The organism is Mesorhizobium sp. USDA 3734, from assembly GCF_056279665.1.
Map to the genome: position 1 here is coordinate 5,459,439 of NZ_JBWCCW010000001.1, position 26,329 is coordinate 5,485,767.

The 26,329-nt window shown below is 59.6% G+C and carries 17 protein-coding genes and 3 pseudogenes; 17 read left to right on the top strand and 3 right to left on the bottom strand.

Annotated features, from left to right (window positions below; translation table 11 throughout):
- Positions 1-242 precede the first annotated feature (242 nt).
- Complete coding sequence (fabG, locus tag ACZ89F_RS26245) at positions 243-980, top strand: 3-oxoacyl-[acyl-carrier-protein] reductase (protein ID WP_476094919.1); 738 nt, start codon at positions 243-245, stop codon at positions 978-980.
- A gap of 258 nt (positions 981-1,238) precedes the next feature.
- On the opposite strand, the pseudogene ACZ89F_RS26250 reads toward fabG, so the two are convergent.
- Together ACZ89F_RS26250 and ACZ89F_RS26255 are read right to left on the bottom strand one after the other, a co-directional pair.
- Positions 1,239-1,361, bottom strand: a pseudogene (locus tag ACZ89F_RS26250) (LysR family transcriptional regulator); the annotation flags it as partial.
- 180 nt (positions 1,362-1,541) lie between these two features.
- Entirely contained in the window at positions 1,542-2,561 is a 1,020-nt protein-coding gene (locus ACZ89F_RS26255; protein WP_476094921.1) for a LysR family transcriptional regulator, read from the bottom strand.
- Between the two features lie 296 nt (positions 2,562-2,857).
- Here ACZ89F_RS26255 and ACZ89F_RS26260 point away from each other — a divergent pair, with 296 nt between their 5' ends.
- The 12 genes and pseudogenes from ACZ89F_RS26260 to ACZ89F_RS26315 all read left to right on the top strand — a co-directional run.
- Entirely contained in the window at positions 2,858-3,448 is a 591-nt protein-coding gene (locus tag ACZ89F_RS26260; RefSeq protein ID WP_476094923.1) for a NodA family N-acyltransferase, read from the top strand.
- A complete protein-coding gene (gene nodB / locus ACZ89F_RS26265; RefSeq protein ID WP_476094925.1) occupies positions 3,445-4,086 on the top strand; it encodes a chitooligosaccharide deacetylase NodB in 642 nt (213 codons plus the stop codon). The genes ACZ89F_RS26260 and nodB overlap by 4 nt, the downstream gene beginning before the upstream one ends.
- 14 nt (positions 4,087-4,100) lie before the next feature.
- Complete coding sequence (gene nodC / locus ACZ89F_RS26270; RefSeq protein WP_476094927.1) at positions 4,101-5,429, top strand: chitooligosaccharide synthase NodC; 1,329 nt, start codon at positions 4,101-4,103, stop codon at positions 5,427-5,429.
- 260 nt (positions 5,430-5,689) lie between these two features.
- A pseudogene (gene nodI / locus ACZ89F_RS26275) lies at positions 5,690-6,605 on the top strand (nodulation factor ABC transporter ATP-binding protein NodI).
- A 3-nt stretch (positions 6,606-6,608) separates the two neighbouring features.
- Positions 6,609-7,397: an ABC transporter permease gene (locus ACZ89F_RS26280; protein ID WP_476094929.1), complete on the top strand. Its 789-nt coding sequence runs from the start codon at positions 6,609-6,611 to the stop codon at positions 7,395-7,397.
- 269 nt (positions 7,398-7,666) lie between these two features.
- Complete coding sequence (locus ACZ89F_RS26285; protein WP_476094931.1) at positions 7,667-8,410, top strand: sulfotransferase; 744 nt, start codon at positions 7,667-7,669, stop codon at positions 8,408-8,410.
- Between the two features lie 312 nt (positions 8,411-8,722).
- Positions 8,723-10,591, top strand: coding sequence for an acyltransferase family protein (locus ACZ89F_RS26290; RefSeq protein ID WP_476094933.1), 1,869 nt, complete (start codon positions 8,723-8,725; stop codon positions 10,589-10,591).
- A gap of 470 nt (positions 10,592-11,061) precedes the next feature.
- Entirely contained in the window at positions 11,062-11,193 is a 132-nt protein-coding gene (locus tag ACZ89F_RS26295; RefSeq protein WP_258120329.1) for a hypothetical protein, read from the top strand.
- Positions 11,190-12,161, top strand: a complete 972-nt coding sequence (locus ACZ89F_RS26300; protein WP_258120330.1) for an alpha/beta fold hydrolase — start codon at positions 11,190-11,192, stop codon at positions 12,159-12,161. Before ACZ89F_RS26295 ends, ACZ89F_RS26300 begins: the two co-directional genes overlap by 4 nt.
- A 992-nt stretch (positions 12,162-13,153) precedes the next feature.
- A complete protein-coding gene (gene cysD, locus ACZ89F_RS26305; RefSeq protein ID WP_476094935.1) occupies positions 13,154-14,059 on the top strand; it encodes a sulfate adenylyltransferase subunit CysD in 906 nt (301 codons plus the stop codon).
- A gap of 2 nt (positions 14,060-14,061) precedes the next feature.
- The gene (cysN, locus tag ACZ89F_RS26310; RefSeq protein WP_476094937.1) at positions 14,062-15,999 is read left to right on the top strand and encodes a sulfate adenylyltransferase subunit CysN; all 1,938 of its coding nucleotides are present in this window, start codon (positions 14,062-14,064) and stop codon (positions 15,997-15,999) included.
- A 17-nt stretch (positions 16,000-16,016) separates the two neighbouring features.
- Positions 16,017-16,121: pseudogene (locus ACZ89F_RS26315) on the top strand (3'(2'),5'-bisphosphate nucleotidase CysQ); the annotation flags it as partial.
- Between the two features lie 98 nt (positions 16,122-16,219).
- On the opposite strand, the gene ACZ89F_RS26320 reads toward ACZ89F_RS26315, so the two are convergent.
- Complete coding sequence (locus tag ACZ89F_RS26320; RefSeq protein ID WP_476094939.1) at positions 16,220-16,894, bottom strand: transposase; 675 nt, start codon at positions 16,892-16,894, stop codon at positions 16,220-16,222.
- A 1,732-nt stretch (positions 16,895-18,626) separates the two neighbouring features.
- Between ACZ89F_RS26320 and groES the strand changes: the two genes are divergently transcribed.
- The 4 genes from groES (at position 18,627) to ACZ89F_RS26340 (ending at position 26,087) form a co-directional block, all read left to right on the top strand.
- Positions 18,627-18,923: a co-chaperone GroES gene (groES, locus tag ACZ89F_RS26325; RefSeq protein ID WP_476094941.1), complete on the top strand. Its 297-nt coding sequence runs from the start codon at positions 18,627-18,629 to the stop codon at positions 18,921-18,923.
- Positions 18,924-18,982: 59 nt separating this feature from the next.
- The gene (groL, locus tag ACZ89F_RS26330; protein WP_476094943.1) at positions 18,983-20,647 is read left to right on the top strand and encodes a chaperonin GroEL; all 1,665 of its coding nucleotides are present in this window, start codon (positions 18,983-18,985) and stop codon (positions 20,645-20,647) included.
- A 122-nt stretch (positions 20,648-20,769) separates the two neighbouring features.
- Positions 20,770-21,540, top strand: coding sequence for a sulfite exporter TauE/SafE family protein (locus ACZ89F_RS26335; protein ID WP_476094945.1), 771 nt, complete (start codon positions 20,770-20,772; stop codon positions 21,538-21,540).
- An 854-nt stretch (positions 21,541-22,394) separates the two neighbouring features.
- Positions 22,395-26,087, top strand: coding sequence for a hypothetical protein (locus ACZ89F_RS26340; protein WP_476094947.1), 3,693 nt, complete (start codon positions 22,395-22,397; stop codon positions 26,085-26,087).
- The last annotated feature ends 242 nt before the right edge of the window (positions 26,088-26,329 follow it).

Below are 26,329 nucleotides of genomic sequence, written 5' to 3' on the forward strand. Positions count from 1 at the left end.
TACCCAGCAAGCATCAGATCCAAGTGATCAGGTCGGTCGAGTGGCGCCTGTGCCGCGGCCAATTGGGTGGGCGAGCTCCTCCGCGGTTTGGGCTGCATAGACGATTATACCTCGCAGCCGTGGTCCTAGCGCGGATCAGGAGCGGCGAGGAAGCCACCCCATCGAAGCCGAGGGCTCCCGGCTCGGCGAACTTAAAAGTGACTGAATTCACCGGCTTGCAGGATTTGAGAAAGGACAGAGAAATGTTTGAATTGACCGGCCGCAAGGCGCTCGTCACCGGCGCATCGGGAGGCATCGGCGAGGCGATCGCCCGCGTGCTGCACGGCCAGGGAGCTATCGTCGGCCTGCATGGTACACGCATCCAGAAACTGGAGACACTGGCCGCTGAGCTCGGCGACCGGGTCAAGCTGTTCCCGGCGAACCTTTCCAATCGCGACGAGGTCAAGGCGCTCGGCCAGAAGGTCGAGGCCGAACTCGAAGGCGTCGACATTCTTGTCAACAATGCCGGCATCACCAAGGACGGGCTGTTCGTGCGCATGTCGGACGCCGACTGGGATTCAGTGCTCGAGGTCAATCTGACCGCCGTGTTCCGGCTGACCCGCGAACTCACCCATCCGATGATGCGGCGCCGGCATGGCCGCATCATCAACATCACTTCCGTCTCCGGTATCACTGGTAATTCGGGCCAGACAAACTATTCAACCTCCAAGGCCGGCATGATCGGCTTTTCCAAGTCGCTGGCGCAGGAGATCGCCACGCGCAACATCACCGTCAACTGCGTCGCCCCGGGCTTCATCGAATCGGCGATGACCGACAAGCTCAACGACAAGCAGAAAGAGGCGATCATGGCGGCGATTCCGACGCGGCGCATGGGCACCAGCGCCGAAGTCGCCTCCGCCGTCGCCTACCTCGCTTCCAACGAGGCGGCCTACGTCACCGGCCAGACCGTTCACGTCAATGGCGGTATGGCGATGATTTGAGCACTGGCTGACCCGAGTTGATCTGTCCCAAAACCCTTCCATGATCAACGTGGTCGCAGCCTCCGCATCACGTGTCAGAGACGCAATCAGCTTCACCGAAGGGGCATCAACATGCTTGATCGAGCAGATGCCCCAGCTGAGCGGGAGTAACCACCCCTTGGCCGCCTGCCTATGGCCAAGAAAACAGGGGGGTCGCGGCCGAGATTGTGCGGGCGACCGTGTTATAGGCACACGCGAGAGCGTCTAACCATGGGACTGCGGGGGCAATTGCTGCCGCAGCGGGGAAAAAAAACGTTCGCGGCCGCTTGTCGAACAATCGCGCAGGCGGGCGACGGCCGCACTCATGGCCGGCTGACTGAGTTTGATGCGGCGTGCCGCCGCCGCGCAAAACTCATGACTACCAAGATTCTTGCGCTCACCGATGCGCTCGGCAATCTCGCGCGCTTCGTCTCCTGCCAGGACATCGCTTCGATACGGTGGTCGTCGCTCGGCTCATCGACGGGGTTGAGCTTCACTACTCCCCTCGTGAGCCTCACGGGATCCAAGCGCAACACCTGCCAATCAGCTGGTCTCGAGATCTGTCGCCCTGATTCTTGGTGGGGGAACATGAGAGTGGGCGGCCATGGCAGGAATCAATCCAAGACCGCCGGGAGCCTCTCGTGGTTTCAGCGGAGCAGCCACCCGAGATGCCTCCTGCATCATTATCTCCCGCATCCAGATGCTTGCCGGATCGCTATTGTGGAGAGCCGGCCACTGGGCGGCTTCGGTGAAAGCGGGAAGCGGCAGCGGAAGTTCGACGACCTGAAGAGGGAACGTTTTTTCGAAATGCCTGACCAGCCGGGAGGGCATGGTCGCTATACGAGCTGTGCCGGACACCATGGGCGGGATCATGCTGAAGCCCTGCACGACAACTTCGACGCGTCTTTTAAGACCATGCTCAAGCAAGAACCGTTCCTCGATGGAGGGCCTCAGCAAACGTCCGAACCTGACCGAGACGTGCCTCATCGACAAGTATCTCTCGAATGTAAGCTGCCGTGGCAGCTTGTTGTTCGCGGCACAGCCTACGCATACGAGCCTCTCATGGAAAAGCATCACTCTTGGATGCGCGTTCGACATGACCACATCCGGAAGAATTAAAAAGTCGACGTCACCGCGCCGGAGGAGCTCATCAGGGTTATCGTCGATAGGCAGCAATTCGAAGCTGACGGCGGGGGCTTCGCGGGCAACGCGCTCCACGACTTTTTCAAAAAACACGAGCGTGGCGAAATCGGAGATGATGATCCTGAAGCGGCGATCGGATCGAGCTGGGTCAAACGGATCCAATGAGATAATCGAGCACTGGATGTGCAGGAGAGCCTCGCGGACTGCGGGGGCAAGTGCTGCCGCACGTGACGTCAGAATACGTTCGCGGCCGCTTATGCTGAATAGTTCATCGCCGAAAAAATCGCGCAGCCGGGCGACGGCCGCACTCATGGCCGGCTGACTGAGGTTGATGCGGCGTGCCGCCGCCGAGAGGTTGCGCTCGGCCAGCAGCGCGTCGAGCACGACAAGGAGGTTTAGATCAAGCCCCTTGAAACGCATGTCGGCGGCTATCCATAGAGCGGATACCTTTCATCGAAACAAACGATTTTACCAGTTTTGCTGAACGTCGCATAGGGACCTCTCAAGAATGTAAGCCCCAAAGGAACTTGATGTTTGCGTCGGTGCCGAGCAGCATTTCTGGTGCACGCCTCCCGGTGTCAGCCGGATCGGATGTCCATTGCAGCTAAAGTTTTTCGGTGACCTACGCAAGCCACATCGCGTCGGTTCGGCGCAACAAGCTCCCCAATGCTTAGGCGCTTACCTCAAGAAAACACGAACACGTATGAGGTCTTTCCATGCGCTCTGAAGTGCGATGGAGGCTGTGCTGGGAAAGTGAGTTGCAACTGGCTGAGCATAACGAACTCTCCGACTTCTTCCGAAACACCTATGGCCGGATGGGTGCCTTCCACGCAAAGCCGTTCGAAGGCAGCCGCAGTTGGGCAGGTGCCAGGCCAGAGTTCCGCGCAATTGGCAGGGACGCGGACGGTGTAGCGGCACACGTCGGTCTACTACGCCGGTTCATCAAAGTTGGCGATGTCGATCTGCTGGTGGCCGAATTGGGCTTGTACGGGGTGCGTCTGGATCTTGAGGGCCTCGGAATCAGCTTTTCAATGCGCAGTCTGTATCCAGCGCTGCAGCAGATGGGGGTTCCATTCGCTTTCGGCACGGTTCGGCCCGAAATGCGGAACCATGTTCAGAGGCTCTGCGGTGCCGGCCTGGGGAACATAGTGTCGGGCGTTCGCATCCGGTCGACCCTCGCCGACATGCATCCCGACCTGCAGCCCACACGTCTGGACGACGATCTCGTCTTTGTATCGCCGATTGGGCGCTCGATGGACGAGTGGCCCTCCGGCACCCTGATCGAGCGGAACGGTCCGGAGCTATGAAACGTCTGGACTACATATGTGAAGTGCCTGGTGACGGCACTGACGGCACCGAAGAGCGCAGCGTCTACCTGACGTTTGACGACGGTCCGAATCCAGTTTGGACACCGGAGATCCTCGGTTTGCTGGCGCAACATCGGGTATCGGCGACGTTCTTCGTCATCGGTGCCAACGTTGTAGACCAGCCGGAACTTATCCGACGAATGATTGCAGATGGGCACGAAGTAGCCAATCACACGATGACTCATCCGGACCTGTCCAGATGCGAACCCCGCGAAGTCGAATGTGAAATAGTTGAGGCGAACAGAGCCATCAGGATGGCGTGCCCCCAGGCCACGGTGCGGTACTTTCGTGCCCCGTATGGGAGCTGGACCGAAGAAGTTCTCACTAGTTCGGCGAGCGCTGGATTGGCGGCCCTGCATTGGTCAGTAGACCCGCGAGACTGGTCTCGCCCCGGCACCGATTCGATTGTCGATGCAGTACTCGCCGGTGTCCGGCCGGGCGCAATTGTGCTCTTGCACGATGGGTGCGAAGGCGCTCATCGCGATCCGCGCGACCAGACGGTTACGGCGCTGTCCCGCCTGATTCCAGCGCTGCATGACCTCGGATTTGTCGTCCGATCCCTTCCTCAACATCATTGAACAACAGAGATCATATGGACCTGCTCATCACAACCAGTACTGTCGCCGTTTCGTGTTATGCACTGCTCTCGACTGTCTATAAAGGCACGCAAGCCGTTTACGCCCAGCCGGCAAACGTTGCGTTGACGTCGGACGACTTGCTCGGACCCGACCTTTGGCCCAGCGTGGATGTCATCATCCCCTGCTACAACGAGGATCCGCTCACGCTCTCGGCGTGTTTAGCTTCCGTTGCAAACCAGGAATACGCCGGAAAACTGCATGTCTATGTGGTTGATGACGGTTCTGGAAATCGCAATGCCCTCATGCCGGTACATCACGCCTACGTAGACGACCCCAGGTTCACGTTCATTCAGCTCGGCGAAAATGTCGGCAAACGCAAGGCGCAGATCGCCGCGATCCGCATCTCGTCTGGAGATTTCGTGCTCAGCGTCGACTCTGACACGACACTCGAGTCCGAGGTCATTACCAAGCTTGCGGTAAGGATGCGCGATCCAGCGATCGGCGCGGCCATGGGCCAGTTGGTGGCATCCAACCGGAGCGACACTTGGCTGACTCGGTTGATCGACATGGAGTACTGGCTCGCTTGCAATGAGGAGCGCGCAGCGCAGGCTCGCTTTGGTGCTGTCATGTGCTGTTGCGGCCCATGTGCAATGTACCGCCGGTCTTCTCTTCTTTCGCTGCTGGATCAATACGAGACGCAGCTGTTTCGGGGCAAGCCAAGCGACTTCGGCGAGGACCGCCATCTTACGATCCTGATGCTGAAAGCAGGCTTTCGAACGGAGTACGTTCCAGACGCCATCGCGGCAACAGTCGTTCCGGATAAGCTGCAGCCCTATCTGCGCCAACAACTCCGCTGGGCACGGAGCACTTTCCGCGATACGCTGCTCGCGCTGCGCCTATTGCCGAGCCTCGACCGCTATCTCACGTTGGACGTGGTTGGACAGAATCTCGGCCCATTGTTGCTCGCCATCGCTGTACTAGCCGGGTTCGCGGAGCTCGTACTGACAAATACAGTGCCTTGGTCAACAGCGATTATTATCGCCGGTATGACGATCATTCGATGCTCCGTTATAGCTTTTCGTTCTCGCCAACTTCGGTTTTTCGGCTTTTCTCTGCACACGTTCATCAACATATTTCTTTTACTTCCCTTGAAAGCTTATGCCTTGTGTACATTGAGCAATAGCGATTGGCTGTCGCGCAAAAGTGCTACCCTGCCCCACGAGAGCAAAAAGCCGATCATCCTCGCAAACCCGATCGCCAAAGCATATGGTACAGGCAGTTCGGGAACTGCGGAGCCAATACAAATGGCGGCTCTTACGCGCGATTCTTCACAACTGGTTTAGTCTGGCAGCGTTCACAGCGCCGACCGACCGAGTACTTTGGGTAGCCGATTAGTCGTGAGCTTTGGCAAGATACATCATCGGTTAGAACGGGAAGTATCCGAAGGCGATCCGTAGCCTTTCGACCCTGTTTTTTGGGCAGGAGCGACACGCGTTTCTTCGGCTGTCATTTTCCAAAGGGGCCAGCACGGCTGCTCTGGACCAGAACCTCGAAAGTAAGCTTCCGGCCGGCCGATTGGCCTCCTTCAGCCTGAGATAGACCCATGTCCAATGTAGCAATCGACCTTAACGGCGTAACCAAGTCATTTGGCAACAAGCTCGTTGTGAACGGCTTGTCGTTCGCCGTTGCTTCGGGAGAGTGCTTCGGCCTGCTGGGGCCGAATGGTGCAGGCAAGAGCACGATTGCGCGCATGCTCCTCGGTATGACACGGCCTGACTCAGGTAAGATCAAAGTGCTAGGGGTTGCCGGTGCCGGCACGAAGCCGCTTGGCCCGCAAGGGCATAGGCGTTGTTCCGCAATTCGACAATCTAGACCTGGAATTCACGGTGCGCGAGAACCTGTTGGTGTTCGGGCGCTACTTCGGCATGAGCACACGGGAGATTAAAGGGGTCATTCCATCTCTCCTTGAGTTTGCCCGCCTTGAGAGCAAGGCGGATGCCCGTGTCGGCCAGCTATCCGGCGGCATGAAGCGGCGTTTAACGTTGGCACGTGCGCTGATCAACGATCCCCAGCTCCTCATAATGGACGAGCCGACCACCGGCCTCGACCCGCACGCCCGCCACCTAATCTGGGAGCGGCTCCGTTTTCTGCTGGCGAGCGGGAAGACGATCATTTTGACTACCCATTTCATGGAAGAGGCTGAGCGGCTATGCGATCGGCTATGTGTCCTCGAGCAGGGACGCAAGATCGCCGAGGGCAGCCCTCATGCTCTGATTGAAGAACATATTGGATGCAATGTGATCGAGATCTTCGGCGGCAATCCACAGGAGCTGATTCCGCTGATCAAGCCATACGTTCAGCGCATTGAGTTAAGCGGCGAGACGCTCTTTTGCTATGCGCCCGATCCGGAGCAGGTGCGTGTCCAGCTTCGTGGGCGCGCGGGTCTGCGTTTTCTGGAGCGTCCACCTAGTCTGGAGGACGTTTTCTTGCGGCTAACCGGACACGAGATGGAGAAGTGAATAATGGGTGAAGGTTTTGCGGCGGCCCTACCCGCCAACGGGTGGAATTGGATTGCGGTGTGGCGCCGCAACTATCTTGCGTGGAAGAAGGTCGCACTTGCGTCGCTTCTCGGCACTCTTGCCGATCCTCTGATCTACCTTTTCGGGCTCGGCACTGGCCTTGGACTATTGGTAGGTCGCGTTGAAGGTGCCTCGTATATTGCTTTCTTGGCAGCCGGCATGGTCGCGACAGGAGCGATGACCGCATCGACTTTCGAAACGATATACGCGGTTTTCGGTCGCATGCGCGACCAGGGCACCTGGGAAGCAATCCTCCATACACAACTTACCCTAGGCGACATCGTTCTCGGCGAATTGGCATGGGCAGCCACCAAGGCCTTTCTGGCCGGTACGGCAATTACCATTGTTGCTGCCACGCTAGGCTATGCCGCGTGGACGTCTGTCCCCTATGTGCTGCCGATCGTCGCTCTCACCGGGTTCGCCTTTGCGAGCTTGGCGATGGTCGTCATCGCACTCGCGCCCAGCTATCACTATTTTATATTCTATCAGACGCTCGTCATCACACCCATGCTGTTCCTGTCTGGCGCGGTCTTTCCAGTCGGCCAGTTGCCAGGCGCCTTTCAGCGCTTAGCGGCCTTCTCGCCACTGGCGAACTCTATCGACCTAATTCGTCCGCTGATGCTTGGTCACCTGGCAGACAATGTCGGGCTGCATATCGGCGCACTTTGCGTGTACGCGGTATTGCCGTTTTTCATCTCGGCTGCGCTGTTTCGTCGACGCCTGCTGCGTTGACACTACTTACGACCGGCACGAGAAGGAGGCCCGCAATGCCGCATCGCGAACTGGCCGTCGGAGCTGGAGCCAAGCGTGGTGGCCTGGGGATTGTGGGTGGCACAGCAACACTAAAGCGGAGGCGCACTCAGCCATTGATGCAGGCGCGCTCCGATCTTCGCTACTTACATGAGCGCGGATCTAATCCGCGTCGAGGACATGTCAGCCGAGCTTCTTGTGCCTGGCCTTCCCTCAACCCTCGCGATCACTATTAGCTGGAATTACATGCAATGACTCACCGCACGCCGACGCCTCAGCCTTTTGTCATTCTTGCTATGCCAAGGACCGGCACACATTATTTGGAAGAATTGCTAAACGAGCATCTGACGGTATTGAGTAACGGTGAGCTGCTCAACGAGTATGATACCAATTGGCCCGGAAAGGATCGCCTGCTACGCACCGATCGCGAGCTCCTCGAACAAGCCTACCTGAGCTATCCCACGCAAGACAAGAATGTGACGCATATTGGCTGCAAGATCAACGAACCCCAGTTTCGCGATCGTCCAGCTTTTTTTGCGGAACTGACTCGTTGGCCAGCACTCAAGGTCATCCTGGTAACTCGAAACGTATTGGAATCGCTGCGATCCTTTGTGCAGGCAAGGCAAAGCGGCCAATGGCTGAAGTTCAGTTCAGACAAGGAAGCCGCTCGGCCGCCGCGCGTCAGATTGTCAATTGATGACTGCGAGGCTTACTTCAAAGCCGCGGACGATTTTCACGCACGCGTCGAGCACTCCTTCACGTCGACCAACCTGCTTGTAGTCGAATACGAGAGCCTTCTCCATGAACCCTCTGCTTGCTTAAGAAAAGTTTGGGATTTCCTGGGCGCTCCAGCGCTTGAGCTATCTGATCGCGCCATCCTTCAGCGCCAGGAAACGCGACCCCTGGACCAAACGGTGCAGAACTTTGATGAGTTGCTGCTCCACTTCGCGGATACACCTTACGCGCGATTCTTTGACGTCAGTGACGGTGTCTGACTGCCCCCTCGCAGCCAGCAGTTCGCTCGCTGCCAGTGTCACATTCCATCGCTTTCGGTGAACGCTGAAGGTTTCACACCGAGCCACCCGTGGGCTGCCGCCGTTGAGCTCAACAGGAATGGCGGCCGTTGCGGGTCCGAAGATCTCCCAGCCGAGTCATGACGCGTGGAGCGCCACGCGCCGCGAAGAAATCAATCAGTCGACCACGAACAGGCATGGCGAACGTCGTTGATGGTGTCTGGCGGGGTGAGAGCCTGCCGAAGCCAAGCGTCCCGCCTTCTTGCCGTGACCTGCGAACCAAGGACTTAGTGAATGAAATACAGGCGCGATATCGACGGGCTCCGGGCGGTTGCGGTGCTGCCGGTTGTACTCTTCCATTTCGGAATCTCAGCAATTCCCGGTGGTTTTACCGGCGTTGATATCTTCTTCGTGATATCCGGCTACCTGATCAGCGGGAGTCTGCTGGACGACCTTGAAAACGGCCGGTTTTCGATCGTCAGCTTCTACTGGCGCCGTGCCCGGCGCATTCTGCCGGCACTGGTCTTTGTCGTGCTTCTCACTAGCATTTCGGCGTTGTTCATTCTTCTACCGTCAGATCTGCACGAGTTCAGTCTCAGCGTAATTGCAGCCTCGACATTTTGGTCGAACATTTATTTTTGGAAGACGTCAAACTACTTCTCCGTCGATGCCGCGCTCCGACCGCTATTGCACACGTGGTCTCTCTCAGTCGAGGAGCAGTATTATATCTTTGCCCCGATCCTGATATCCCTGATCTATCGCTATTTTGGGAAGCGTTGGCTGACGATACTGCTGCCGATTATTCTTGGCAGCTTCGTGCTGGCGGTCATGGCCACATCGGTTGCGCCAACGGCCGGATTCTATCTGCTGCCGACACGAATCTGGGAACTTATGCTGGGCGCCCTGCTGATGTTGAAACGGCCCTCGCCGCTTAGCAACCCTTTCCATATGGAACTGGTCGGGTTGGCCGGAATCGGCCTTCTCGCCATCGGATTCTTCGCGATTTCGGAGAACGACCCATTCCCCGGCTACAACGCTTTGTACCCGTGCCTCGGAACGGCCCTCCTTATTTATGCTGGCCAAAACACCTCTACGATCGCTACCCGGATGCTCGAAGTTCGACCGCTGGTCGGGATCGGCCTCATCTCCTATTCGCTGTATCTTGTTCACTGGCCCATCAATGCATTCGCGCAGTATCTTTCATTGCAAAAACTCGACCCGTCGATGACGGTCGCGATGACGGTTGCAAGCCTCGCACTGGCTGCATTTTCCTGGAAGTACATTGAGCAACCGTTTCGGCAGAAAAGGGCCTTCACCGCCCCGGTGCCCATCTTCGCCTTTTCAACGGGCGCGATCGCTCTTCTTTGTGTTGGGGGCGCGGCGGGGGCGCTCGGCAACGGATTTCCGCAACGGTTCCCGGACTATGCGCAGCAGCAGATACCTGCCGGCGATTGGGGGAATGGCATCTGTTTCAACGAGGGCTCCAGCCCGATCGAAAACTGGAATATCGAGCATTGCACGCGCACTCGCGGCTTTCCTGCAACTGTTTTGTTGTGGGGCGACTCCTTCGCCGCTCATTACGTTTCAGGCCTAGATGCCAACCAAAAGCAAATTCAAGCCAACATCGTGGAATATACTTATGCGGGCTGTCCACCCATTCTCTCTTACTTCTCCTATGCACGCCCGGATTGCACCCGGTTCAATCGGAAAGCCCTGAAGATCATCCAGGACGCCGGCATCAAGACCGTTGTTCTCAGCGGCCGGTGGACCGACTACGAGGCTAGAGGTTTCGACGGTCTCCAGCAAACGATCGATACGCTTCGTGACCTTGGCGCGCGTGTGTTTGTCATTGGCCAGTCGCCGCAGTTCATAACCGACGTTCGGAAAATCGCATTCTTCGCAAACCGCGAACATCTCAGTGATACGTCGTGGCCAATGGCCATGGATCCCAACATCAACGACCGTGTGCGCTCATTTACAAAAGGCGCCACTTTCATCGACCCGTTGAAATTCCTCTGCGATGCAGAACGCTGCGCGTACAGCGACGCCGGCCAGTTTCTCTATTTTGACTATGGTCATTTCTCTTCGACTGGGGCCGCGCTGGCAATTTCGAAATATTGGCCGGCTTTTCCTACAAACAAGGCCCCAGCCACGACGAAGTAGCGACTTGTGGCGGGCAAAAGCGAGCGCGCCAAGAGAATCTCGACGTAATTGGGGGCTCAGTATCCGCGTGGTGCGGAGGTGATCTTTTGCTTGGGAGTGCGAGGCTTTACACAAGTGCCGTTCTCGTTGATCAGGCATAATCAACTGTCTTACGGACCGAAAACAATGCCTTACGAGCTATGTCTACAATGGGACTGTTCGCCAGACCGTCCACCGCTGCCGCAGTCGTCAAGTTTGCGACCAGAAGCGTTCTTCGGTCTCTCCGCGAGCTACACCACGCCGCCGGGACATGATCCGAATGCACCCTCTGTGACCGACATGCTGCGCAAAGCGGCCATCCCTTCCAATTAGTCGTTAATGGTCAGAGGCGGTCGTCGTGTCCCAAGCAAGCCCTCGCTTGCCCGTATCTGCAAAGGTCTGTGTTTTCAGTGGTACAGGCATGGAATCGAAAAGTGGCCGGGAGAGTTTTCATGACAGAAGAAGCCGTCAGCAACATCGACACCCTCATCGAGCTCACCGCCGATGTCATTCCTTTGCCTTTGGAGCATCGGCAATTATGTCTGACGTGCGCCCACGCCGGCGCCTGGTCAAATGCCGTATGACCGATCTTTTTCATCAGCCCCGCCTCTTCCATGGAACTCCGGGCAATCCGCTGCCGGCAAACGCAGCCGGCGGCTTCTTCACCACGAGTGACGGCAAGAAGATCCGCTATGGGCTGTTTGCCGCGGTTAGCCGTCCGTTGAAGGGAACCGTGGTCATCCTGACCGGCCGCAACGAGTGCATCGAGAAGTATTTCGAGACCGTTCGCAACCTTGCCGACCGGGGGCTTGGCGTGGCAACCCTCGACTGGCGCGGCCAGGGCGCTTCCGACCGGCTGATCGGTGACCGCCAGCGCGGCTACGTCAGGAGCTTCTTCGACTATACCGGCGATCTGGAGCAGTTCTTCGAAGAGATCGTGCTGCCCGATTGCCAGGGACCCTACTACATACTGGCCCATTCCACCGGGGCGCTGATTGCGCTGCTCGCAGCGCCCTCGATGGCGAACCGCGTGCGTCGCATGGTGCTGATCGCGCCATTCCTCGCCGTGCCCAACCAGTCGATTTCGGTTAAAACCGTTCGCCGCATCTGTTCGCTGTCCTGCCTTCTCGGCCTTGGCCGGGTCAATGCCGCATGGGGTCCGCCACCGAAGGAATCTGTGCCCGTCTCCATGAACAAGCTGACCAGCGATCCGGCGCGCTATCGGCGCAACACGCTGATCTATGAAACCTATCCGCAGCTGGCGCTCGGTGGCCCGACGATCCGCTGGCTGAAGGCGGCCGCGGAGGCGTCCCTAATCGTCAGCGACCCGGATTTTACGGCGAAGATCCAGGTGCCTTTGCTGATGATCGCCGCTGGCGCCGATCAGGTCGTCTCGACCAGGGCAGTTGAAGCTTATGCGAGGCGTCTGCGAGTCGGCTCGTTGCTGATGATCGACGGCGCGCGCCATGAGATCCTGCAGGAAGCCGACCTCTATCGCGGGCAGCTGCTTGCTGCATTCGACGCTTTCATCCCCGCAGCCGGTGACGCCTGAGTTAGTTACCAGTGCCGGCTTCAGCCCATGCGGGCGAAATCCATGATCCGGTTGGTTCCCATGTCTTGGCGCCGACCGGCGAAAAAACCTGCTCCTAGCGCGACGACCTCTCGGCGGCGGCACGCCGCATCAAAGGCGCAGGGAAGGCACGGCACCCTGCACCGCCATGTCGGACGTAACGACGCGGTCTGGCTGGACGTGTGGACCGACGCCCATGCACACGGACGGATCACCGTCCGTGACGACGGGAGATAGGTGCGGCACAATGTTACCAAGCTGACGCGCAGGCACGAGGCGGCCCAGCCTGTCCCGTGGACGATGGGTGACGCGCCGAGGGACTAAACGCGATGGTCAGGCAATCGTCGGACTGGCGATCGAAATCACCCGACTTGCCGGCAAACCTAAGCGCGGCCAGAAGGGAGGTCCATGACATCCGCAATGCAAAGCGAAAATGCTGAACGCCTAAGGCGACCGGCGCGTCAGTCAGGCGATGCTTGCAGCCGCTTCCCCGAGTCGTGGTAGGCTGAGCGCGCCCAATCGCACCTGATGAATATTGGCGGGGCTTCCGCACGCGGGCGGCTTGGGCGTCTACGATGTCCGCAGAAAGTGATCTGGCGGCCGAAAGCCGCGTTAATCGATTGATTGATATGCGGCTGCCTTAATAGAGACCAATTTAGTTGAAATCCGAATGCTGAATTCGGTGCTGGAACATGGCGCAGACGAGCCAGCGAGAGAAGAAGCCGGTTCCGCTTCCATCAGGTTCGACCACGAGTGTTCGGCGACTTGCCTTTCGACAACAGGCTTTTTACTGAACAGACGCCATGCGCCGCCGTCCGCGCGTATTTGGCTTCAAGGCCGCATCCGATCACCTGGTGCGTGCATGGAATAGAATTTACCGCCTGCCGATCCTCTTTCCATCCGGGGCGGCTGAAGATCACGCCTGTTGATGAACGGGCCTCCTGTGGATTGGCACGAGAGAACGCTTAAAGTCCATGAACATCGCGCTTACGCATCTGCAGCGGCTTGAAGCCGAATCCATCCATATCTTTCGCGAGGTAGCGGCGGCCTTCGCCAAGCCGGTCATGCTCTATTCGGTCGGCAAGGATTCCTCCGTGCTGATGCATCTTGCGATGAAGGCGTTTTATCCGGCCAAGCCGCCCTTTCCCTTTCTCCACGTCGACACAACCTGGAAATTCCGCGAGATGATCGCCTTTCGCGATCAGATGGCGCAAAAACTCGGCTTCGATCTCCTGGTCCATGTCAACGGCGACGGTGTGCGCGACAATATCAATCCCTTCGACCATGGCTCGAACACCCATACGCATGTGATGAAGACCGTGGCGCTGCGCCAGGCGCTCGACAAATACGGCTTCGATGCAGCCTTCGGTGGGGCGCGGCGCGACGAGGAGAAATCGCGCGCCAAGGAGCGGATCTTCTCTTTCCGCAATGCCCAGCACGTCTGGGATCCGAAGAACCAGCGGCCGGAGATGTGGAAGATATTCAACACCCGCGTCGCGACCGGTGAATCGATCCGGGTCTTTCCGTTGTCGAACTGGACCGAACTCGATATCTGGCAGTACATTCTCCAGGAAGACATCCCGATCGTGCCGCTCTATTTCGCCAAGGAGCGGCCGGTCGTCGAACGTGACGGCATGCTCATTCTGAGGGATGACGACCGCATGCAGTTGCGTCCCGGCGAGACCGTGGAGAACCGGCTGGTGCGGTTCCGCACGCTCGGCTGCTATCCGCTGACCGGCGCGATCGAATCGGCCGCCGACACGCTGGAGGCCATTGTTGGCGAAATGCTCACCGCGCGCACCTCAGAACGGCAGGGCCGCCTGATCGACCGTGATGAAGCCGGCTCGATGGAAAAGAAGAAGCGCGAGGGGTATTTCTGAGCATGCGCCACATCACGGCCGAGAGCCTCGCCCCCACCGACGGCATTCGCGACTATCTGGCGGTGCAGGAACAAAAATCGCTGCTGCGCTTCCTGACCTGCGGTTCCGTGGACGACGGCAAGTCGACGTTGATCGGGCGCCTGCTTTCGGACACCAAGCAGATTTTCGAGGACCAGCTTGCTGCGCTCGAGCGTGATTCGCGCAAGCACGGGACGACGGGTGACGACGTCGACTTCGCGCTGCTGGTCGATGGCCTCGAGGCCGAGCGCGAGCAGGGCATCACCATTGATGTCGCCTATCGCTTTTTCGCCACGCCAAAACGCAAATTCATCGTTGCCGACACACCCGGCCACGAACAATACACGCGCAACATGGCGACGGGCGCGTCGACGGCCGATCTGGCCATTGTGCTGATCGACGCCCGGCAGGGCGTGCTGCGCCAGACAAGGCGCCACTCGATCATCGCCTCGCTGCTCGGCATCCGGCACATTGTGCTCGCCGTCAACAAGATCGACCTCGTCGGCTTCGACAAGGCGGTGTTCGAACGGATCATCGAGGACTATCGGCAATTTTCGCACAAGCTTGGCTTCGAGACGATCGTGCCCATCCCGATGTCAGCCCGTTACGGCGACAACGTCACCAGCCGCTCGGATAAGACGACGTGGTATTCCGGCCCGACGCTGATCGAACATCTGGAAGCCGTGTCAGTCGATGAAGCCGTGGTCGAACTGCCGTTCCGTTTTCCGGTGCAGTATGTGAACCGCCCAAATCTCGATTTTCGCGGTTTTGCCGGCACGATTGCGTCCGGCTTGGTCTCACCAGGCGACGAGGTCGTTGTCGCCAAATCCGGCAAGTCCGCTCATGTCAGGCGCATCGTCTCGCATCGCGGCGATCTGAGCCAGGCGGTCGCCGGCCAGGCCATCACCCTAGTTCTCGACGACGAGGTCGAGGTCTCGCGCGGTAACATGCTGGTGTCGCCGGCGGCGCGGCCGCAGGTCGCCGACCAGTTCGCCGCCAACATCGTCTGGTTCGACGAGCACGCGCTGCTGCCGGGCCGCTCCTATATCCTGCGGACCGAGACCGATCAGACCAGCGCCACCGTCACCGACCTGAAATACCGCGTCAACGTCAACGATTTTGCCCATGAGGCGGCCAAGTCGCTGGAAATGAACGAGGTCGGCATTTGCAACATCTCGACGCGGGCGCCGATCGCCTTCGATACGTTCGCCGAGAACCGCACGACCGGCGCCTTCATCCTGATCGACCGCATCACCAACGCCACGGTCGGCGCCGGCATGATCCTGCATTCGCTGCGCCGCGCCGAGAACATCCACTGGCAATCGCTCGATGTCGGCAAGCACGGCCGCGCCGATCTGAAGAACCAGCGGCCTGCAGTGTTCTGGTTTACCGGGCTCTCTGGGTCGGGCAAGTCGACCATCGCCAATCTTTTCGAGAAGAAGCTGTTCGCCACCGGCCGCCACACCTACATCCTGGATGGCGACAATGTCCGCCACGGGCTCAATCGCGATCTTGGCTTCACCGACGCCGACCGCGTCGAAAACATTCGCCGCGTGGCCGAAGTGGCGCGGCTGATGGCCGATGCCGGGTTGATCGTCATTGTTTCCTTCATTTCGCCATTTAGCGCCGAAAGGCGCATGGCCAGGGAATTGATGGCCAGCGGTGAATTCGTCGAGGTGTTTGTCGACACACCCTTTGAGGAATGCGCCAGACGCGATCCGAAGGGCCTCTATGCGCGGGCATTGAATGGCGAAATCAAGAATTTCACCGGCGTCGATTCGCCGTATGAAGCCCCGGAAAACCCCGAAATCCATCTCAAGACACTCGGCAAGTCTGCCGAGGAGATGGTAGAGGCCCTGGAACTCTGGCTGAACGAGCGTGACATTGCCGAAAACCAATACAATAGCGGCGGCGGTATCTGACGACGAAGCGATGCTGCATAACGCGCACGCTCGACGGTGAGCCGCTGGCCTACGGCAAGCGCAACGAGAGCGATGACGAGGACTACGCCAATCCGCATTTCATCGCCAGCGGCAAGCGCTAAATTTTGACTGGACCCGGACCGAGCCCCTCCGTCTAGAAAAGAAAAGAAAGGCGCCTCGGCGAAGAATACTATCCGCTCCGATCGGCGATTCAGCGTTATTACAGCCCCAGCTTCCTCTTCAGTTCCGCGTTCTCCTTGCGCAGGCGTTCCGCGAGCAAACTCTTCAGTCGCTTGTTTTCTTCCTCAAGCGCGACCAGGTTCTTCAGATTGTCACCATCCGATGCAGGCGCCGCAGCCTTCTTCCATTGATAGTAGGTCTGTTCCGAGATGCCGGCCTGCTTTACGGCGCTCTTGTGAGTGGCGCCGCCACTGATAGACTTCTCGATCTGCGCGAGCATCTGGGCGCGCTCCTTTTCAGAGTATATCTTCCGCCGCACGGCCGCTGCTGGTGCTTCCTCCGCCTGAGACGGCGTATTGGCGGCATTCTTCCGAGCAGGCGGCTTGGGCTCAGCCTTCGCCTTCCGCGATCGTGGGGCTTTCTTCTTTTCAGGCGTCTCCACTTTGGCTGCCGATTCCGTTGCAGTTACTGATTCAACTTCCAGGGGATTTGCCATGAGGTACTCCGCTCGCGATTTGTGTATTTGTTCAGCATCAATCGCCACGACACTAGAGTCAATAAGGCGACGATTTGGCAACTCCATCTCGTTGAGTTCCCTTGTTGTCTCAGCCATTGCTGCGGAGAGATCGACATCACTCCAGATGGAACGGCTCCGTTTTTGAGAACTGCGCTTTTGTCTGATCTCCACAGTGAACGCTCGGGTCTGCCGCCTCATAGTTTCTTCCTTGTTGGACAAGAACTGCGCAGGAAGTCGGCAAATGACGATTGAACGTCTGGCGCTTCCTCTGTCGCCCGAGGTATATGGATCCGACCGTCCGAGCAAGCCTGCTGGCGACGCACCCCAGAACAGACCGGTTCCTATGAGCAAGCAGGATATTTTCTAGCTTCAAATTAGCCACTGGTCGTCCGTCTCCCAATCATCCGCGTACACAGTTCAGCATTTGTTGGGCCACAGAGAGCGCGCCCGCCGCATCTTGGAAGCGGGATCCGCGTCCTGCACACGGCTGCCCGGCTGGATGCCCATAGCTTGGTCTCGATAAGTACGGTATGAGCCATCCAAATGACTTGAACGGGCGGAGCAAAAAGCATCTGGCGGCCAATGCTGTAAAAGTCTGTAATTGAGCTACTTGAGGAGCCTGATTATTGCGTTCTCGCAATATCAGCAATCGCGAGCTCTAGTAGACGCCTCCTGACAAGTTCCTTCAGCTTCTTTAGCGCTATCTGTCCATCACTGGGGGAACTCAAGCTGCAACACGTCCGGGAACCAATCAATGAATGAGGAGCGTAGTTCCAGCCCACCGGTCGGGGTGGAGCCGGTATCTCCATCGAGGCGAGCGTTGTATCTTGCTGCAATGCCGCACCGGGCACGAGACTTTCCACACGCCTACATCGAGCGCGGCCAATTTCAGGGCATGGATCAGGGGTACGCGCTCTACGATCTCGCCATCAGACACTCCAAAAAGGAAATGTCACCGAGATCCAATCCAAGCGGACGAATACCTTCGCTCCAAGGGACCCGACTCGGGAGGTCTGCGGACAAGTCGCTAAAAGCAAGCCCGAAAGCCAACCGAGTGACTGACATCTGCTCGCGGTCGCGATACGGCGGACCAGCGCCGCGATTTTCGGACCGAATCAAGGCGTCCCTTCGAAGGGCGGCTAACATCGGAGACCCTAGGCCAGTTCGCATTGAACTGCATGTCGGCGAGCGCCGCGATCCAAATCGTATTGTCCATGACCTATAGAGGGTCCCAATCTGGGCATATTGACAGGGTTGAACGACATCGGTGCGACGATCGTCGATCAGCCGGACGCCAAGCCGATGTCCGATCAGGCGGGAGGGAATGGCGTAGTTGACCTTGCGCAAGGTGCAGCCACTCGTCCGCAGGGCGCACATTCCAAAAGAGCCATACGAGTTGGAAGGGGTTTGTCCCCTGCAGGTCGAAACTCAGAGCGTCGCTCTCGTGTTGCTGACCCTCCTCCTAATAGCGAAGGGATCAACGCGAAACAGCTGGAACCCCGCTCCCAGTGGCCGCGCTTAGCGTACGGTCCAAGCCATGGAAGATCGAAAGGCACCAAAGTCGCCGCTGGTTTCAATAGTCGCGCGATCCAACTTTGATTCGGCTTCCGCGCGGCGCCCTTCGCCGAAAACTCACAGAGCGAACTACCATTCAGGCACTTCCCGCCGACCAAACTGGGCGGGCGTCGCTGGCGAGACTAGGCCGGACGAACGACTGGCACGAAAGGTGCCGAAAGAGCCTTCCCCTAACGTGAAGGGGCTGTGCTTTCGCGCCGATTCCAAACCTTTTGCTCTTCGCCCCTCCCCTTGCCGTCTTGACTAGTATGAGCCTACAGCCTATCTGACCGCCACGTTAGCACTCGCCATTGGTGAGTGCTAACCCGCTCCGGCAACGGACAACATTCAACCTCCGCACCAGGGACATCCCAAAATGGCAAAGTCGAATTTCCGGCCGCTTCATGACCGCGTGGTCGTTCGCCGGGTCGAATCCGAATCCAAGACTGCCGGCGGGATCATCATCCCCGACACGGCGAAGGAAAAGCCGCAGGAAGGCGAGATCATCGCCGTTGGTTCCGGCGCCCGCGACGAAGCCGGCAAGCTCGTCCCGCTGGACGTCAAGGCCGGCGATCGCATCCTGTTCGGCAAGTGGTCGGGCACCGAAGTCAAGCTCAATGGCGAAGACCTTCTGATCATGAAGGAAGCCGACGTGATGGGCATCATCGGCTGACACGCCGCCATTCATCTCCATCCAATCTCAATTTAGGGCGAAATGCCCAGGAGTAAAAAATGGCTGTTAAGGACGTAAAATTCTCCCGCGACGCTCGTGAGCGCATGCTGCGCGGCGTCAACATCCTCGCCGACGCAGTGAAGGTCACGCTCGGCCCCAAGGGCCGCAACGTCGTCATCGACAAGTCGTTCGGCGCACCGCGCATCACCAAGGACGGCGTCACCGTCGCCAAGGAAATCGAGCTTGAGGACAAGTTCGAGAACATGGGCGCGCAGATGGTCCGCGAAGTTGCTTCGAAGACCAACGACATCGCCGGCGACGGCACCACGACCGCGACCGTTCTGGCGCAGTCGATCGTCCAGGAAGGCCACAAGGCGGTTGCCGCCGGCATGAACCCGATGGACCTGAAGCGCGGCATCGACCTCGCGGTTAGCGACGTCGTCGCGACGCTGATCAAGAACGCCAAGAAGATCAAGACCTCGGAAGAAGTTGCCCAGGTCGGCACCATCGCCGGCAATGGCGATGCTTCGGTCGGCTCGATGATCGCCGAAGCGATGCAGAAGGTCGGCAATGAGGGCGTCATCACGGTCGAGGAAGCCAAGACCGCCGAGACCGAACTCGAAGTCGTCGAAGGCATGCAGTTCGACCGCGGCTATCTCTCGCCCTACTTCGTCACCAACGCCGACAAGATGGTTGCGGATCTGGAAGACGCCTACATCCTTCTCCACGAGAAGAAGCTCTCCAACCTGCAGGCCATGCTGCCGATCCTCGAGGCTGTCGTGCAGACCTCGAAGCCGCTGGTCATCATCTCGGAAGACGTCGAAGGCGAGGCTCTGGCCACGCTCGTCGTCAACAAGCTGCGTGGCGGCCTGAAGATCGCCGCCGTCAAGGCGCCGGGCTTCGGTGATCGCCGCAAGGCCATGCTGGAAGACATCGCCATCCTCACCGGTGGCCAGGTCATTTCCGAAGACCTCGGCATCAAGCTCGAGAATGTCGGCCTCAACATGCTCGGCCGCGCCAAGAAGGTGTCGATCTCCAAGGAGAACACCACCATCGTCGACGGCGCCGGCAAGAAGGCCGAGATCCAGGGCCGCGTCGCCCAGATCAAGCAGCAGATCGAGGAGACCACCTCGGACTACGACAAGGAGAAGCTGCAGGAACGTCTCGCCAAGCTGGCGGGCGGCGTTGCCGTCATCCGCGTCGGCGGTGCGACCGAGATCGAAGTCAAGGAAAAGAAGGACCGCGTCGATGACGCCCTCAACGCGACCCGCGCGGCCGTCGAAGAAGGCATCGTTCCCGGCGGCGGCGTCGCACTGCTGCGCGCTTCGCTGAGCATCAAGGCTGTCGGCGCCAACTCCGACCAGACCGCTGGCATCGCCATCGTGCGTCGCGCGCTGCAGGCTCCGGCCCGTCAGATCGCGGCCAACGCCGGTGCGGAAGCATCGATCGTTGCCGGCAAGATCCTCGAGAACAAGGGCCCGACGTTCGGCTTCAACGCCCAGACCGGCGAATATGGCGACATGATCGCCATGGGTATCGTCGATCCGGTCAAGGTCGTGCGCACGGCTCTCCAGGACGCGGCCTCGGTCGCCGGCCTGCTGGTCACCACCGAAGCCATGATCGCGGAGGCTCCGAAGAAGGAGTCGGCTGGCGGCGGCATGCCAGGCGGCATGGGCGGCGGCGGTATGGGCGGAATGGGCGGCATGGGTGGTATGGATTTCTAAGATCCACGCAGCTCAACAAGCTCGGAAGGGCGGCAGTGATGCCGCCCTTTTCTCTGGCGCGGAGCCAAGCCGGAGCCCGATCCACAAGGCTACATACGGCTGCACTTTCACGACGGAAACCAATGACTGACTTCATCCTGTTCGCCATAGTCGGCTTCCTCGCCCAGGCGGTTGACGGCGCGCTAGGCATGGCCTATGGCGCGATCTCCTCCACCGTGCTGCTCTCCTTCGGTGTTCCGCCGGCGCAGGCTTCCGCCGCGGTGCACGCGGCGGAAGTGTTCACCACGGCCGCTTCCGGCACGGCGCACCACTACCACCGCAATATCGACTGGAAGCTGTTCTGGCGGCTTGTACCGTTCGGCATTCTCGGCGGCTGCCTCGGCGCCTTCGTGCTGACCTCGTTCGACGGCGACATGGTGAAGCCCTACGTCACGACCTATCTCGCAGTGATCGGGTTCTGGCTGTTCCTCCGGTCGTTCCGGAAGATCCCCAGCAATCCGGTTCCTACCCGCCTTGTGGCGCCGCTGGGCACCATCGGCGGCTTCCTCGACGCGGCAGGCGGCGGCGGATGGGGTCCGATGGTCGTGACCGGGCTGCTCGGGGCCGGCGCGCCGCCCCGCTACGTGATCGGTACTGTCAATGCGGCCGAGTTCCTGATCACGCTTGCGGTGTCCATCGCCTTCATCGTCGCGCTCGTCACCGGGCACTGGCAGGAAGCGGGGGCGCTGTCGACACATGCAAGCTCGGTGCTGGGGCTGATCGTGGGCGGCATAGTCGCCGCCCCGCTTGCCGGATGGATGCTCAAGGCGATCGCCGAGCGGACGCTTTTGCGGCTCGTCGGCTGCCTGATTATGCTGCTCGCTTTGTTCCAAACCGCCCAACAACTGGATTAGTCTGACCTAAGCAAGCCGACTGCCCTCATGACCGGCGTAACCGAAATGAATGGCGGAGGCGACTTGCCACCCTGGAACCTGATCCCACCGCTCATGACACAACATTGGATCCGCAAAAAGGCGCCGCCGGGTTGGTAACGTTGGGATAGCGCAGATGGCTTGAGGAGCGGCGACAACCGTGGGGCTGAGGGGAGAATCAGACTCCGTTTGCGCATTTCGTAGGTGCGATGCTGCGGCACGGACGGCGGTGGTGCGAGTTCACCAAGCTCAATCGCGAGATGCTGAAAGTTACGCCGTTTGGTAGATCTGCCGATGCGCTTTGGAAAATCCAATACGCAGGAGCGTATTTCGCGCTTACGCCCACAACATCAAACCGGTGGAACCGATCGAGACGGTGGTGTCAGCAAGGCCGGCGGCACCATGATGCGAACCGGGCTGCTTTCTTCCAGGGAGACATCGATTCCCACATGGCATCCAATGGCTGTTCCTCTCATAACGCTGGAGCCGATCGCTCGGACTCCGGTTCAACACCTTCATTCTGAGGGACAGCCACCCAACCTGGCAAAGCTCGGGAAACCGGCCATTACGGCATCTAGGCGCGTGCACCATGCGGCCTTAGCGGGCATGTTGTCGTCAGGTTCTCGACAGCTCTATGGCAGATGCAAGCCCAGCTTCAAACGGGCTTATATTACTGAAAGTGACGACGGATGGATTTAACCTCGACCAAGCGGGTACGCGGACAATCGAACAGGGCCGGCCTGCAAGGGAGCTCACCGGCGGCTCCGTCCGCAGGTACGGCGGCCTTTGAGCGGCAACTGAGTGAGATCGCCAATTCAGGCGGAGGTGGTGGAGCAATGCCGGCCGGCTCGGCGCCGCAGCCGAGTCAGTCAAGTCGACTTTTGAAAAGGCTCAGCAAGCTCCCTCTTCATCCCGAGGATCCTCCGCTTATTTTGGGGTTTGAGGAGGCGCTCATCAAGGCTAATGCCGCCGAGAAAACCGTCAACTCCTATGTAGGTGTTCTTGTGAGCTTTGGCCACTGGCTCTTCGCCAAGAATAAAGATCCCATTAAGGATCGGCTCGATAAGCAGTCGCTGGTCAAGGATGCGCGCGAGTTCATCGGAAAGGGTGACTCCGCAAAACTCTTTGCGGCGATTGGTCACCTCTCGACGGGGGGCGTAGTGCGGATCCGCGCTAATAGTCCGTATCCCCAAGACGCGGCTCTCATCAAAGAGTATAGAAACGAAGCCCGGATACGTAGCGGCGGGAGGATTGTAACTGCTCTTAGGAGCTTCAGTGACTATCTGCGTCAAAACAACAAGAAGGGCATTGTTGGTCGGCTTTCCGACGAGGCGTTGGATAGAGATGCCGAGGGCTATAGGAAGGACTGCGCTGATCCAACGATCGGATCCGCACTGGCTCAGCTCCGAAAATCGGACGCCGGCGCTACAGCGATGGAGCTCGAGCGCCATATTCCCCCCGTTCCTGATCCCGAAGACGCGGCACTGATGGAGCCGAGGCGGGGCGGCGAGGCGATTGCGCAGCATAGCGCGTCGCAGGAAGCCGGCAGTTGGCCAAAGGAGCTTGCTGCGGCAGCCCACGATCAGGATGTGCTTTTGGGGCTGATGGACGAACAGGGCCTGTCGTCTTCGGCGCCGCAGCCGGCTCGGTCAGCTCGGCTTGGCAGGAACCAGCCTCTCTATCCCGAGGATACTCAGCTTATTTCCCAGGAAGCGGCTCTCATCAAAGAGTACAGAGACGAAGCAGCGATACCGACCAGCAAAAGGAATGCAACTGCCGGCAAGGCGTTGGCCGGTGGTGATCAAAGGATCGGCTCCGCACTGGCATCTCTCCGAAAACCGGACGCCGGCGCTAAAGCAATGGAGCGCGAACGCCATATTCCCCCGGTTCCTGATCCCGAAGACGCGGCACTGATGCAGCCAAGGCGGGTCGGCGACGCCGCTGCGCAGCACAGCGCGCCGCACGAAGCTAGCAGTTGGCCAAAGGAGACGGCTGCGGCAGCCCACGATCAGGACGTGCCTTTGGAGCTGATCGACCAACCCGGCCAGTCGTCTTCGGCGCCGCAGCCGGCTCAGTCAACTCGGCTTCGCAGGCAGCGGCCTCGGGAGCAGAAGCCTCTCTATCCCCAGGATGCTTCCCTTATTTTGGACCTTGAGAAGGCTTTCATCAAGGCCAACGCCTCCGACCACACCGTCAAGAATAATGTAGGCATTCTTGGCCGCTTTGGTGGCTGGCTCTTCGAAAAGAACAAAACGAGCATTGGTGCTCGGCTCAACAGCACGTCGCTGTCCGATGGCGGTGGGGTGCTCGAGTTCATCGGAGAGGGTGATCCCAGCAAACTCGTTGCGGCATTAGATCATCTCCGGACCTTTCAGTCGACGGGCAGAGTCGTGCTGCGCACACGCCGCGCTCGCAATCCTCGCCCCCAGAACGTGACGCTCATCAATTCCGAAGGCGCGGCGCCGACGGAGTCGAGGCGGGTCGCCGCTGCGCAGCACGGCGCGTCGCACCAAGCTGGCAACTGGGCACAGGAGTTTCCTGCGGCAGCGCACGATCAGGATGTGCGTTTGGGGCTGATGGACGCAGCCGGCCCGCCGTCATCTCTCGAGCCCGCAGCGCGCCATGACCAGGCACCAGATCCCGGAGTGTCCAATCACCAGCGGTCCCCGGACGAGCTGATGGGTGCACCTGCCTGGAGCAACCTCCTGCCAAGCGAGGAGGTCCTCATCGAGGATGAGCTTGACACAGCTGAGTTGAGGTCATCGAAGAGGCGGCGGACCCTGGACGATCTGCAAGGCCTTGCCGCCGAGCGGCAGCTGAGCGAGATCGCTAATTCAGGCGGTCGCCTGCTGACGCCGGCCGCCACCCATCAACTGGGTGCATCGCCATGGGAGGCGCGGCCGATGATGCAGGGGAGCGGGTACGAAGACGCCGCGGCGCCGCATGCGATCGCGACGTCCGTCGGGGACGCCGCTGCGCAGCAGGGACCTGTCAGTTGGCCATCGGTCGGCGCGGAAGGTTACGGTCAGGATCTGATGGTTGAAGACGGCCCACCCTGGTCCGGAGTTCCCCCTGAGCAGGCGCAGGACATAGTCCAAGCTGGATGGCAGGAAGCTGCCAGGTCCACGTCAACCTGGTCGCTGCAGATGCCGCTCAACTTTGATTGGAGTATGTGGCCAACCTCGGAACCAGCGCCAGTGCACTATGTCAGGGCTCGCTCAGAGACCTACGGCGATTTTGAGGCAGCGGTTGATCCCAATCCGCCCGGGCCAGTACCGGGTCATCACCAGGACGCTCGACAGCCCGGCTCGCCGCTGGCGCTTTCTCCACTGCCAGACTCCTCGGACGAGGAAGCTATGGCGTGGTTGAGCGAGGAATTGGAACGGCGGCAGATGCTCCGCGATACGGAGTGGCAGTCCATGATGCAAGGGACAGGGTCCGCCGCCGTTCCGGGGGCGGGAGAACCCAATGAGGTTCAGCTCATCCATCACCCTCGACCTCGGCCCATGAGTGAAGCTGCGCCAGCGGCAGCGGCAAGAGCTCCCCAACCCGCCTCGCCAGCAACCGCCAGCCTGCCAGGCACCTACCGCGGTCTTCCAGTGGTTGATGTGACGACGCTAACGACCACCTCCTCCGATGCTCAGATCGGGGCGTTCGATCCGACAGCCTCGTCCAAGGTCGCCAACGGATCGGTGCTCGGCGCCACCGAGTGGCTGAGCGACGCCCATATCCAGAGGGATTACCATTTGCTGGAGGGGCAACTGCAGGGGATCAATCCGGAGCTCGCCGCCCGGACACGGCTGGTGGATCCGTCGGTATCCCATCTCCTGCGTCACGTGGGGTCGAACACCGCGCAACACACATTGCAGTCCATCTATAATCAAAACACCGCCCCGGCCGACTTCCTGTTCCTGCCCGTGAACAATGGCACTCTTGATAGGCCCGGCACCCATTGGTCGCTGCTGCTCGTTGATCGCCGCAACCGGGAAAGATCGGTCGCCTATCACTACGACTCCCGCCAGCGAGAGGGATACAACGACGGGCCTGCAACACAGCTCGCAGGACTGCTGAACGCCACCTTGGCGCCAGCCCCCATGGCCCGACAGCCGAACGACTATGATTGCGGCGTCTTTGTGCTGGACGGCACGTGGGCGCTGGTTGGACGATTGGTGGAAGGGCAGCGGCCAGGCCGCGAGCCGCTGCCCCTCGACAACCTCGTCGCCGATCGGCAGGCGCTGCAAGACCGGCTGAGGAGGCGCTTGCCGCACGAGGAAGAGCCCCGGCAGCTGTTGGATGATGAACCCGCCTCCCCACCAATGATGGCATTCGAGCCAGGGGAACTGTGGCGACTGTTGGAGGACGAGCCCGCCTCCCCACCAATGATGGCATTCGACCCAGCGGAACTCCGGCAGCTGTTGGATGATGAACCCGCCTCCTCCTCGCCACGAATTAATTCAACCCGACATGCGCGAACGGACGGTGTTCATCAGCCAACCCAGGCGCCGTGGCCCCCTCAACGCAAAACATAACTTTGCGGTAGAGGAGCGGTCATTATTGGTGGCGCCGTGCGCCTTTCCACCCGGACGGGCGGGTGGGAGAGGATGGAGTGACTGATGACGATCCTGTCATCGCCGGCGAGGACTTCCCTCGCTAGAAAGCGCAGCACGCGTGCTGGTGCTGATCGGCGCGACACCCGGAATGCAAGAAGGAACCGATCGGCTTCAAGGTTGGCGTGCGCGAGAGTGTGCAGAGCTGGCGTGAGCTGTTGATC

Coding starts and splice junctions, on each gene's coding strand:
- ACZ89F_RS26255 (WP_476094921.1), bottom strand. CDS start 2,561: ATGCGTTTCAAGGGGCTTGATCTAAACCTCCTTGTCGTGCTCGACGCG.
- cysN (WP_476094937.1), top strand. CDS start 14,062: ATGCGCCACATCACGGCCGAGAGCCTCGCCCCCACCGACGGCATTCGC.
- ACZ89F_RS26260 (WP_476094923.1), top strand. CDS start 2,858: ATGCGCTCTGAAGTGCGATGGAGGCTGTGCTGGGAAAGTGAGTTGCAA.
- ACZ89F_RS26340 (WP_476094947.1), top strand. CDS start 22,395: ATGCCGGCCGGCTCGGCGCCGCAGCCGAGTCAGTCAAGTCGACTTTTG.
- ACZ89F_RS26320 (WP_476094939.1), bottom strand. CDS start 16,894: ATGAGGCGGCAGACCCGAGCGTTCACTGTGGAGATCAGACAAAAGCGC.
- fabG (WP_476094919.1), top strand. CDS start 243: ATGTTTGAATTGACCGGCCGCAAGGCGCTCGTCACCGGCGCATCGGGA.
- ACZ89F_RS26295 (WP_258120329.1), top strand. CDS start 11,062: ATGACAGAAGAAGCCGTCAGCAACATCGACACCCTCATCGAGCTCACC.
- ACZ89F_RS26335 (WP_476094945.1), top strand. CDS start 20,770: ATGACTGACTTCATCCTGTTCGCCATAGTCGGCTTCCTCGCCCAGGCG.
- nodC (WP_476094927.1), top strand. CDS start 4,101: ATGGACCTGCTCATCACAACCAGTACTGTCGCCGTTTCGTGTTATGCA.
- groL (WP_476094943.1), top strand. CDS start 18,983: ATGGCTGTTAAGGACGTAAAATTCTCCCGCGACGCTCGTGAGCGCATG.
- ACZ89F_RS26300 (WP_258120330.1), top strand. CDS start 11,190: ATGACCGATCTTTTTCATCAGCCCCGCCTCTTCCATGGAACTCCGGGC.
- ACZ89F_RS26285 (WP_476094931.1), top strand. CDS start 7,667: ATGACTCACCGCACGCCGACGCCTCAGCCTTTTGTCATTCTTGCTATG.
- ACZ89F_RS26280 (WP_476094929.1), top strand. CDS start 6,609: ATGGGTGAAGGTTTTGCGGCGGCCCTACCCGCCAACGGGTGGAATTGG.
- ACZ89F_RS26290 (WP_476094933.1), top strand. CDS start 8,723: ATGAAATACAGGCGCGATATCGACGGGCTCCGGGCGGTTGCGGTGCTG.
- groES (WP_476094941.1), top strand. CDS start 18,627: ATGGCAAAGTCGAATTTCCGGCCGCTTCATGACCGCGTGGTCGTTCGC.
- nodB (WP_476094925.1), top strand. CDS start 3,445: ATGAAACGTCTGGACTACATATGTGAAGTGCCTGGTGACGGCACTGAC.
- cysD (WP_476094935.1), top strand. CDS start 13,154: ATGAACATCGCGCTTACGCATCTGCAGCGGCTTGAAGCCGAATCCATC.